Origin of the sequence: Kocuria atrinae C3-8 (assembly GCF_000286355.1) — a bacterium.
GTDB classification, from domain to species: Bacteria; Actinomycetota; Actinomycetes; order Actinomycetales; family Micrococcaceae; genus Kocuria; species Kocuria atrinae_A.
In genome coordinates, this window is sequence record NZ_AJXN01000004.1 from 20,011 (window position 1) to 30,677 (window position 10,667).

The 10,667-nt window shown below is 64.0% G+C and carries 9 protein-coding genes and 2 pseudogenes; all 11 read left to right on the forward strand.

The window, feature by feature from the left end; translation table 11 throughout:
- Window positions 1-52: 52 nt before the first annotated feature.
- On the forward strand, window positions 53-355 hold the full coding sequence (locus YO9_RS20320; protein WP_317259695.1) for a laccase domain-containing protein: 303 nt from the start codon (window positions 53-55) through the stop codon (window positions 353-355).
- Entirely contained in the window at window positions 238-828 is a 591-nt protein-coding gene (locus YO9_RS0100810) for a purine nucleoside phosphorylase YfiH/LACC1 family protein (protein WP_016995773.1), read from the forward strand. The genes YO9_RS20320 and YO9_RS0100810 overlap by 118 nt, the downstream gene beginning before the upstream one ends.
- A complete protein-coding gene (locus tag YO9_RS0100815; RefSeq protein ID WP_016995774.1) occupies window positions 825-1,742 on the forward strand; it encodes a YggS family pyridoxal phosphate-dependent enzyme in 918 nt (305 codons plus the stop codon). The genes YO9_RS0100810 and YO9_RS0100815 overlap by 4 nt, the downstream gene beginning before the upstream one ends.
- Window positions 1,715-2,239 carry a cell division protein SepF gene (locus tag YO9_RS0100820; protein ID WP_016995775.1) on the forward strand — a complete coding sequence of 175 codons (525 nt, stop codon included), beginning with the start codon at window positions 1,715-1,717 and terminating at the stop codon, window positions 2,237-2,239. Before YO9_RS0100815 ends, YO9_RS0100820 begins: the two co-directional genes overlap by 28 nt.
- A 2-nt stretch (window positions 2,240-2,241) precedes the next feature.
- Complete coding sequence (locus tag YO9_RS0100825; RefSeq protein WP_016995776.1) at window positions 2,242-2,538, forward strand: YggT family protein; 297 nt, start codon at window positions 2,242-2,244, stop codon at window positions 2,536-2,538.
- Between the two features lie 120 nt (window positions 2,539-2,658).
- Complete coding sequence (locus YO9_RS0100830) at window positions 2,659-3,357, forward strand: DivIVA domain-containing protein (RefSeq protein WP_016995777.1); 699 nt, start codon at window positions 2,659-2,661, stop codon at window positions 3,355-3,357.
- Window positions 3,358-3,363: 6 nt separating this feature from the next.
- The gene (gene lspA, locus YO9_RS0100835) at window positions 3,364-3,966 is read left to right on the forward strand and encodes a signal peptidase II (RefSeq protein WP_223285911.1); all 603 of its coding nucleotides are present in this window, start codon (window positions 3,364-3,366) and stop codon (window positions 3,964-3,966) included.
- A 93-nt stretch (window positions 3,967-4,059) separates the two neighbouring features.
- Window positions 4,060-4,935, forward strand: coding sequence for an RluA family pseudouridine synthase (locus tag YO9_RS0100840; RefSeq protein WP_016995779.1), 876 nt, complete (start codon window positions 4,060-4,062; stop codon window positions 4,933-4,935).
- A 205-nt stretch (window positions 4,936-5,140) separates the two neighbouring features.
- Window positions 5,141-8,632: pseudogene (dnaE, locus tag YO9_RS0100845) on the forward strand (DNA polymerase III subunit alpha).
- 111 nt (window positions 8,633-8,743) lie between these two features.
- Window positions 8,744-10,123 carry a histidinol dehydrogenase gene (gene hisD / locus YO9_RS0100850; protein ID WP_016995780.1) on the forward strand — a complete coding sequence of 460 codons (1,380 nt, stop codon included), beginning with the start codon at window positions 8,744-8,746 and terminating at the stop codon, window positions 10,121-10,123.
- 3 nt (window positions 10,124-10,126) lie between these two features.
- Window positions 10,127-10,667: pseudogene (gene nrdR, locus YO9_RS0100855) on the forward strand (transcriptional regulator NrdR); the annotation flags it as partial.

The following is a 10,667-nucleotide window of genomic DNA, read 5'->3' on the forward strand; positions in this document are numbered from 1 at the left end:
TATCGCCAAGCGGTACCCACCCCGTTGTCATGTGGTGAGGAGTTGATGGGTCGTGTGGTTCACCGACCGGCACGCTGGAGCGGCCATTGCGTTCACGGACGCGACCGAAGGAAATGTTGCGGCGCACACGGGGGAGGACCCCGCACAGGTTGCCGCGCACCGGGCCGCCTTGGAAGACACCCTGGAGTTGTCCGCAGGCTCCTTGCGGTTCATGCGTCAGGTTCACGGAACACCGTGGTGTCCTTCGCCGCTCAACCCTCGGGTGACACGAACGATCATCAGGTATCCGCGATCCCCGAAGCGCCCGAGGCCGATGCCGCGATCAGCGAAGACGGCACGCCCTTGGCCGTCCTGACGGCCGATTGTCTTCCCGTGGTCTTCGTGGCCGAACGTGCGGATACGTCCGTTCCGCTCACGGCCGTGGCGCACGCGGGCCGTCGCGGGTTACTGGACGGGGTTCTGCAGAACACGGTGCACGAGCTGCGGGAGCGTGGCGCGCACACGATCACGGCCTGGGTGGGACCCGCGATCTGCGGTTCCTGCTACGAAGTACCCGAGAACATGCGCGCCGAATCAGCTCAACTCCTGCCGGGGATCGAGACCGAGACCTCATGGCAGACCCCCGGTCTCGACCTTCCTGGTGCGGCGCGTGCTCTGCTCAAAGAACTCGATGTTCAGGTCGCTGACACGGGAGCCGATCATTCCGATTGGTGCACCCTGGAACATGATGCGCTTTATTCGTACCGGCGCGACAAGACAACCTCTCGCCTCGCGGGTGTCGTATGGGTACCTTCGGTAGCCGACTCCGCGGGAAAGGACACACCGTGACCCCCTCCGAAGACCAGGTGCAGACTGCGGATGACGGTGCACGCACCGCCGAACTTGCTCAGCGCTTGTCGGCCGTGAGGCAAAGAATCCTCGATGCGGCGGAGCAGAGGGACGAGGCTCGCGCCCACGGCGGCGAACTACCGTCGCTGATCGTGGTGACCAAATTTTTCCCCGCCGCAGACGTGGTGAGACTGCGAGATTTGGGGGTGCGCGCCGTCGGCGAAAACAAGGACCAGGAGGCGCTGCCCAAGGCCCAGGAAGTCTCGCAGGTGCTTTCCCAGCGCGAGCCGGCGGTGAGCGAACCCGTGTGGCATTTCATCGGGCAGTTGCAGTCCAACAAGGCCAAGCGCGTGGTCCGGTACGCGACGTGGGTGCATTCGGTGGATCGTGAGTCGTTGGTCACCGCCCTGGGGAAGGCCGTAGCTAATCATCGTGCGGCCGTGGAGAAGGGCGACGCCGCTCCCGGTCCGTGCGTGGCTGCGGACCTGAAGTGCTGCGTCCAGGTGAATCTGGACCCGGAGGCGGAGGAAGATTCGCAGCGCGGCGGCGCGCACCCGTCGAGGGTTGCGGAGCTCGCCCGCCAGATCGCGGACACGGACGGCCTCGAACTGGCCGGAGTGATGGCCGTGGCACCCAAGGAGGGTGAACCCCGCGAAGCCTTCGAACGGTTGTGGGAGATTTCCCAGCAACTGCAAACCGAATATCCGGACGCGACGGCGGTCTCCGCGGGCATGAGTGGCGACCTTGAAGCAGCCGTGGCGGCCGGAGCCACTCACGTGCGGATCGGCTCGGATGTCCTCGGGGCGCGTCCGCCGTGCGGTAGCGTAATGAGAGATAATTTTGCGGGTGACAGTTTTCGTCACCGTCCAGTGATTGAGGAGAGACTATGGCCGGAGCGCTGCGTCGTACCATGATCTATCTCGGTCTCGCCGAGACCGACGACGACTACACCTCCGAAGCGACCAGCCGTCCCCGGGAAGTCACGCAGACACCGGCAAGCGGTTCCACCGCAGTGGTCGGTGACAATGGAAACGGTGCCGTGGCGCGCCGTTCCGCGGAGTACCGAGCCCCCGTGACGCCCATCAGAAGGGCCCCCAGTTCCCGAGAGGACGACAGCGAATTGCGCACCATCACCACTGTGCACCCCCGCTCCTACAACGACGCCAAGTCGATCGGTGAAGCGTTCCGTGACGGCACCCCCGTGATCATGAACGTGTCCGACATGGGCGAAGCCGAGGCCAAGCGGCTGGTGGATTTCGCCGCGGGCCTGGTGTTCGCGCTGCACGGTTCCATCGAACGTGTCACCGCCAAGGTGTTTTTGCTCACCCCCTCCTACGTAGAGGTGCGGGACCAAGGACACACCAGCGACATCGATGAGGACACCGAGTCCTACGGTCAGGCCGAGGGCTGATCGTGAACCTTGTTCTCTCCGTTCTGTACCTGCTGGTCCACCTCGTCTATGTGGCGCTGCTGGGCCGACTCGTGCTGGACTGGGTGCAGATGTTCGCCCGGAATTGGCGGCCTCAGGGACTTGTACTGATTGCTGCGTCGGTTATTTACTCCGTCACGGACCCGCCCATGAACCTGTTGCGCCGGGTCGTGCCGCCGTTGCGATTCGGTGGTGTGGCGCTGGATCTGGGTTTTCTGATCCTGGTTTTCGCCGTGAGCATTATTCAGTCGATCCTCTGGGGAATGCTCTTGCGGGGATAAGTTGCGGTGACACCCCAATCACCGCGCGTTGGTTACGCCGTAGTTGTATCCTTAGCGTTAGACATCGTGACCGAGGCCTGGCATTCGCGGCTTGATTAGAAGTAGGAGTGAAGCACTCACATGACTTTGACACCAGAAGACGTCATTAATAAGCGGTTCCAGCCCACTAAGTTCCGTGAGGGATACGACCAGGACGAGGTCGATGATTTCCTCGACGAGATCGTGGTCGAGCTGCGCCGTCTGAACCAAGAGAACGAGGACCTGCGTAAGCAGCTCGAAACCGCTGGCGGTCAGGTGGCTCCTGAGCAGCGCGGCGATTCCGCGGCTTCCGCTCCGGTCGCTCCGCAGGAGACCGTAGAGGTTTCCGAGACCACCGAGGTCCGTGAAACCACGGCACCGGCTTCTGCTGCTGCCCCCACGGCTACTGCCACGACCGGCACCGCCACGGATGCTGCTCAGCCGCGTACCGAGTCGGCGGAGTCCGCAGCGGGCGTGCTCGCCATGGCGCAGAAGCTCCACGACGAGTACGTGGCGCAGGGACGTTCCGAGCGTGAGCGTCTCATCTCCGAGGGCCGCACCCAGGCCGACAAGCTCGTTTCCGATGGCAAGCGCACCAAGGAAGAGACGCTCTCCACCCTGGAGAAGGAGAAGTCCCGCTTGGAAGCTTCCGTCAGCGAACTGCGCACCTTCGAGCGCGATTACCGCAGCAACCTCAAGAACTTCATCAACGGTCAGCTGCGTGACATCGATTCCACCGGCTCCCTTGCGCCCAACAACGCGCCTTCCGGTAACGCTTCGAACCGCACCGTGGTCAAGTAACACTCGGTGTCGCATCAAGCTCGCGAGACAGCGGCGGCTCCCACACCTTCGGGTCGGGGCCGCCGCTGCCTCATTCTGTCCTTGATCGTGGCCGCGCTGATCTACGGCGCGGACCAGTTCACCAAGTTGTGGGTTGTGGCCGAACTGCCGCTCGGACAGCAATTCCCGGTGATTCCGGGGCAGCTGTGGTGGCAGCACATCCGTAACAGTGGCGCCGCATTCTCTCTGGGGTCGGATTTCACCTGGATCTTCACGGTCGTGATGGCCGTGGTGGTGGTGTTCATCGTCCTCACTCTGCGCAAGGTCCGGCACCCGTTCTGGGCCGTGGGCCTGGGGCTGGTGCTCGGCGGCGCCGCGGGTAATCTCACCGACCGCTTGTTCCGCGAGCCGAGTTTCGGTCAGGGGCACGTGGTCGATTTCATTGCGGTCCCGAACTTCGCGATCTTCAACCTGGCCGATTGCGGCGTGGTGGTGGGCATTGGGGTGATCATGATCTTGATCCTCGGGGACCGCGACATGACTCAACCCGCTGGACATCGCGGCGTCGGCGCCGAAACACCTGAGCCGGCCGAACTCGAAACCGAAGGACCCGCACCCAAGAATGAATGAATCCCGCACCCGACCCACGGGCTCCGAACCCGAATTCGTCTCGGAACGGTTCACCGTGTCCGACGAGCTCGACGCGCCCGCGCCGACGCCGCCGTGGCGGCCTGGACGGGTCTGTCACGTTCCGCGGCGGCCCAGTTGTGCGCGGATGACCGGGTGCTGTTCAAGGGCCGCCCGGTGGCCAAGTCCCACCGCGTGGAAACCTCGGAGACCTACGCGGTTGAGGTTCCGGTTCCGGAGGATCCCACGAGGATCGCGCCGCAGCACGTCGCGGACCTGCAGCTGGTTCACGTGACACCGAGCTACGTGGTGGTCGATAAGCCCGCCGGTGTGGCCGCTCACCCGTCACCGGGGTGGAAGGGACCGACCGTGGTCGGAGCTTTGGCCGGAGCGGGCGTCTCGATCTCCACTTCGGGGGCGCCGGAACGGCAAGGCATCGTGCATCGTCTGGACGTGGGAACGTCCGGGCTCATGGTGGTTGCACGTGACGAGAACGCCTACACGGTGCTCAAACGCGCCTTCAAGGAACGCACGGTGACCAAGGTGTACCACACGGTGGTGCAAGGGATTCCCGATCCCCTCAAGGGGACCATCGATGCACCCATTGGCCGCCATCCGGGGCACGAATGGCGTTTCGCCGTGCTCGAGGACGGCCGCGATTCCATCACCCACTACGAAGTGCTCGAGGCGTTCGGGCGGGCTTCGCTGGTGGAAGTGCACCTGGAAACCGGGCGCACGCACCAGATCCGTGTGCATTTCTCGGCGCTCAAACACGCGTGTGCTGGAGACCTGACCTACGGGGCCGATCCGGCGCTGTCGGCAGGTCTCGGCCTGACTCGACAGTGGCTGCACGCCAAGAAGCTCGGTTTCACGCACCCGGAGACGGGGGAGTACGTCGAGTACGAGAGCGCCTATCCGGCGGACCTCGCGTACGCCGTGGAAACGCTCCGGGACGGCGGACCGCAACTCTGACCGCTCCGGAACCGTGGCAACAACGGCCCGTGACCGGGTGCAACCGGGCGGCGGAGCGGCGTCGTCGGCAATCTGTGCGGGGATGAGGCATAGATCGCGTCCGCCGGAACGTGAGCTTGTCGGTGACCCGTCCTAGACTGGTTCGGTGACCACGGCGACCGGCAAAAAAGGCTTCACCCACCTCCACGTACACACCGAGTATTCAATGCTCGACGGTGCTGCACGCCTGGACGATCTGTTCGAGGAATGCCACCGGCAAGGCATGGATTCTCTCGCGACCACAGACCACGGGTTCGTGTTCGGCGCGTTCGATTTCTGGAACCGCGCCCGCAGCGCAGGGATCAAACCGATCATCGGCGTGGAGGCTATCTGACCCCGGGCACCGCCCGGCAGGACCGCTCGCGCGTGAAGTTCGCGGACGGTGGCCGTGATGACGTCTCCGGTGGTGGTGCGTACACGCACATGACGCTGCTGGCCGAGACGAGCCAGGGCATGCAGAATCTCTTTCGCGCCTCCACCAAGGCATCGTTGGAAGGCCAGCTCTACAAGCCGCGTATGGACCGGGAGCTGCTGAATCAATACGGCCAGGGGCTCATTGCGACCACCGGTTGTCCTTCAGGCGAGGTGCAGACCCGCCTGCGGTTGGGTCAGTACGACCAGGCGGTGCAGGCGGCGGCGGAATACCGCGATATTTTCGGCGCCGAGAATTTCTACTGCGAGCTCATGGACCACGGTCTGGGCATCGAGAAGCGCGTCACGGCGGACCTGTTGAAGCTCGCCAAGGAACTCAACTTGCCGCTCGTGGCCACCAACGACCTGCACTACACCCACGCTGAGGACGCCAAGTCTCACGCGGCGCTGTTGTGTGTGCAGTCCGGATCCACACTGCAGGACCCCAAGCGCTTCAAGTTCGACGCGGACGAGTTCTACCTCAAGTCCCCGGAGCAGATGCGGGAGCTGTTCCGCGATTTCCCGGAGGCCTGCGACAACACCCTGGAAATCGCCGAGCGCTGCAACGTGGAGTTCGACACCTCCGCCAACTACATGCCACGGTTCCCCGTTCCCGAGGGTGAGACTGAAGAATCCTGGTTCGTCGAGGAAGTCGAGAAGGGACTGCACTACCGGTTCCCGAGCGGCATTCCTGATGACGTCCGTGAGCAGGCGGAGTACGAAAAGGGCATCATCATTCAGATGGGCTTCCCGGGGTACTTCCTGGTCGTGGCCGACTTCATCAACTGGGCCAAGGACAATGGCATCCGCGTGGGACCCGGCCGTGGTTCCGGTGCCGGTTCCATGGTCGCTTACGCCATGCGCATCACCGAGCTCAACCCGCTCCAGCACGGACTGATCTTCGAGCGCTTCCTCAACCCGGACCGCGTGTCCATGCCTGACTTCGATGTGGACTTCGATGATCGGCGTCGTTCCGAGGTCATCCACTACGTGACCGAGAAATACGGCGACGAGCGCGTGGCCATGATCGTCACGTACGGCACCATCAAGGCCAAGCAGGCACTCAAGGACTCATCCGCGTGCTCGGCTACCCGTTCTCCATGGGCGAGAAGCTCACCAAGGCCATGCCGCCGGACGTCATGGGCAAGGGCATCTCGCTCAAGGACGTCTACGACCAGGACGCCAAGCGCTACGACGAGGCCGGCGAGCTTCGCGACACGCTGTCCGATGACCCGGAATCCATGAAGGTCTTCGAAACCGCGCAGGGTCTGGAAGGACTCAAGCGTCAGTGGGGCGTGCACGCGGCGGGTGTGATCATGTCCTCGGATCCGCTGATCGACATCATCCCGCTCATGCGCCGTGAGCAGGACGGCCAGGTGATCACCCAGTTCGATTACCCCACGTGTGAGGGCCTGGGGCTGATCAAGATGGACTTCCTGGGGCTGCGAAACCTGACCATCATCTCGGACGCGATCGAGAACATCACCCTCAACCGTGACGGTTACGTGCTCGATCTGGAACAGCTGGACGTGGACGATAAAGAGTCCTACGACCTGCTGGCACGCGGTGAGACGCTGGGCGTGTTCCAGCTGGACGGCGGGCCCATGCGCCAGCTGCTCAAGCTCATGCGCCCGGACAATTTCGAAGACATCTCCGCGACCATCGCCCTGTACCGTCCGGGTCCCATGGGTGCGAACTCGCACACCAACTATGCGCTGCGTAAGAACGGCGCGCAGGAGATCACGCCCATCCATCCGGAGCTGGAAGAACCGCTCTCGGAGATCCTGGACACCACCTACGGCCTGATCGTGTATCAGGAGCAGGTGATGGCGATCGCGCAGAAGGTGGCCGGCTACTCGCTGGGCCAAGCAGATATTCTGCGCCGCGCCATGGGTAAGAAGAAGAAAGCGGAGCTGGACAAGCAGTACAAAGGCTTCCACCAGGGCATGATCGACCGCGGCTACTCGGAGGCCGCCATCAAGTCACTGTGGGACATCCTGCTCCCGTTCTCGGACTACGCGTTCAACAAGGCGCACTCCGCCGCCTACGGATTGGTGTCCTACTGGACCGCGTACCTCAAGGCGCACTACCCGGCCGAATACATGGCCGCGCTGCTCACCTCGGTGGGCGATGACAAGGACAAGCTGGCCCTCTACCTGACCGAGTGCCGCCACATGGGCATCACGGTGCTCCCGCCGGACGTCAACGAGTCCGAACTGAACTTCACGCCTGTCGGCAAGGACATCCGCTTCGGCATGGGAGCCGTGCGCAACGTGGGCGCCAACGTGGTGCAGGCGATGGTCAAGGCCCGTAACGAGAAGGAGAAGTTCACCTCCTTCAACGACTTCCTGGCCAAAGTTCCCGCGGTGGTCTGCAATAAGCGCACCATCGAATCCATGATCAAGGCCGGTGCCTTCGATCAACTCGGTCACACCCGCCGCGGTCTGGTCATGTGCCACGAGCAAGCGGTCGAAGACGTGGTCGCCCAGAAGAAGAAGGAGGACAACGGCGAGTTCACGTTCGATCTCTTCGCGATGGGCGGTTCGGAAGATCCCGAGGCAGAGACCTTCTCGGTCGAGGTGCCGGACGTTCCCGAGTGGGAGCGCAAGGACATGCTCGCTTTCGAACGCGAAATGCTGGGCCTCTACGTTTCCGACCACCCGTTGCGCGGGCTCGACGACGCCTGAGCCAGTACACGGACACAGCCATCCAGCCGCTCTTGTCCGATGACAACAACCGGCCCGACGGCGCCATTGTCACCGTGGGCGGCATGATCACGTCCCTCTCGCGACGCATCGCCAAGACTTCTGGTAACGCGTACGCGCGAATCGAGCTCGAGGATCGTTCCGGTTCCATCGAGATCATGTTCTTCGGCAAGGCCTACGCCCCGATTGCCGGGGTGCTCGCGGAGGACCTGATCTGCGTGATCAAGGGCCGCATGCAGCGCCGGGATGACGGTTCGATTTCCATCTCGGCCCAGGAACTCACGGTTCCCGAACTCAGCGTGGACGGTTCCGCCGGTCCGGTGTGCGTGGCGTTGCCCGAGCACCGCGCCACGGAAGCCACTATTCGCCAGATCGGAGAGGTGCTGCGCAATCACCGCGGCGAATCCGAGGTGCGGATCCACTTGGACACCCACCGTTCCCTGCAGGTGTTGCGCCTGGGTCCCGAGTACCGCGTCAACCCCACACCGGCTCTGTTCGGTGACCTCAAGGTGTTGTTGGGTCCTGCCTGTTTGGAAGCGTGACCGGGGTGAACCGTCCGGGGCGGGACGCCCGGCGCTGTGAGTGCCTTAAGCATCGGCTGCGCGGGCCTCGTGATGACCGGTTGCGGCACCCCTCGCTTGTAGAATGGAAGGGTGACTGAACAAACCCTGGATTCCGCAACCGCAACAACTCCCTCCGGCTTCCTGCGGGTCATCGACCTGCGTGGAAAGCACCTGAGCTGGAACGAGCTGCGTCATGCGGTACCCCGCCAGACGGCGTCGTCCGTCGCGGAGGCTGAGGCCAGCGTGCGTTCGATCATCGAGAACGTTCAGACCAACGGCGCGGCCGCGATCCGCGAGTACGCCCAGAAGTTCGACGGCGTCGATCAGGGCCGCATCAAGGTTGATCCGGCAGAGATTCAGAAGGCCGTGGCCGAGCTGGACCCTGCCGTGCGCAAGGGCCTGGAAACCGCTATCGACCGTACGCGTCGCTTCGCCAAGGCCCAGCGCCCGGCAGACGTCGAGGTGGAGATCGCTCCTGGTGCGGTCCTGAACCACCGGTGGACCCCGGTCAAGCGCGCGGGCCTCTACATTCCCGGTGGACTGGCCGTGTACCCGTCCTCCGTGATCATGAACGTGGTGCCCGCTCAGGCCGCGGGGGTGGAGTCCGTGGTCCTGTGCACCCCGCCGCAGAAGGATTTCGGTGGACTTCCGCACCCCGTTATTCTGGCCGCGGCCGGTCTGCTCGAGGTGGACGAAGTCTGGGCCATCGGAGGTGCCCAGTCCCTGGCCGCCATGGCCTACGGACTGATCGATGGCGAGGACGAGCTGGAACCCGTGAACACCGTGACCGGTCCGGGCAACATCTTTGTGGCGATGGCCAAGCGTCAGCTGCGCTCCATCGTGGGAGTGGACGCTGAGGCGGGTACCACCGAGATCGCGATCATTGCCGATGACAGCGCCGATGCCCGTTTTGTGGCTGCGGACCTGATTTCCCAGGCCGAACACGATCCGGATGCGGGGTCGGTGCTGATCACCGATTCTTCCGAGTTCGCTGAAGCCGTCGAAGCCGAATTGGCCACGCAGGTGGCCGAGGCCAAGCACCAGGAACGCATTGGCATCGCCTTGCGCGGCCCGCAGTCCGGTGTGGTGCTCACCGACAACCTGGAACGCTCCATCGAGGTCGCCGATGCCTACGCCGCCGAACACCTCGAAATCCACACCGAGAACGCCCGCGAAGTAGCTGGCCGAGTACGCAATGCCGGGGCCATCTTCATCGGCTCCTACAGCCCCGTCCCGCTGGGTGACTACGCGGCCGGATCCAATCACGTGCTGCCGACCGGTGGCACGGCGGTCTTCAACTCTGGTCTCCACGCGGCGTCGTTCATGAAGGCCGTGCAGGTCATCGAGTACAGCCAGAACGCGTTGGCGGAGCTCGAGGACGACATCGTGGCTCTCGCGACGAGCGAGGACCTGCCGGCCCACGGTCGCGCTGTGACCATCCGCTCCGAAGCATCCGGCCGGGAAGGCTGATCCGTGCACTGCCCGTTCTGCCGACACAACGACTCCAAGGTGGTCGATTCCCGCACCACCGATGACGGCACCGCCATTCGACGGCGCCGTCAGTGCACGGAGTGCGGGCGCCGGTTCTCCACGCTGGAAACCACCTCAATCTCGGTGATCAAACGCTCCGGCGTTACCGAACCGTTCGACCGTCAGAACATCGTCAACGGCGTGCGCAAGGCGTGCCAGGTCGCCCGGTGAGCGAGGACGACCTGGCCATGCTCGCCCAGGAGGTCGAGGAATCGGTGCGGGCCTCGGGCTCGGCCGAGATTGACGCCCACGACGTGGGGCTTGCCATCCTGACCCCGCTGCGCCGCCTGGACGTGGTGGCCTACTTGCGGTTCGCATCCGTTTATCAGGCGTTCGAGGGTCTCGAGGACTTCGAGCGCGCCATCGACGTGCTGCGCGATCAGCAGGCCGAGCTGGCCGGCCAGCAGACCTTGGTTCCTGACACCTCCCGGCGCAACACCGCTCCCGCCGCACGACGCCGCCCGGCGCGCAAGCCATCGCAAGG

What these genes read in the sequence shown, in the direction of transcription:
- YO9_RS0100820 (WP_016995775.1), top strand. Translation starts at nt 1,715, where the DNA reads ATGGCCGGAGCGCTGCGTCGTACCATGATCTATCTCGGTCTCGCCGAG.
- YO9_RS0100830 (WP_016995777.1), top strand. Translation starts at nt 2,659, where the DNA reads ATGACTTTGACACCAGAAGACGTCATTAATAAGCGGTTCCAGCCCACT.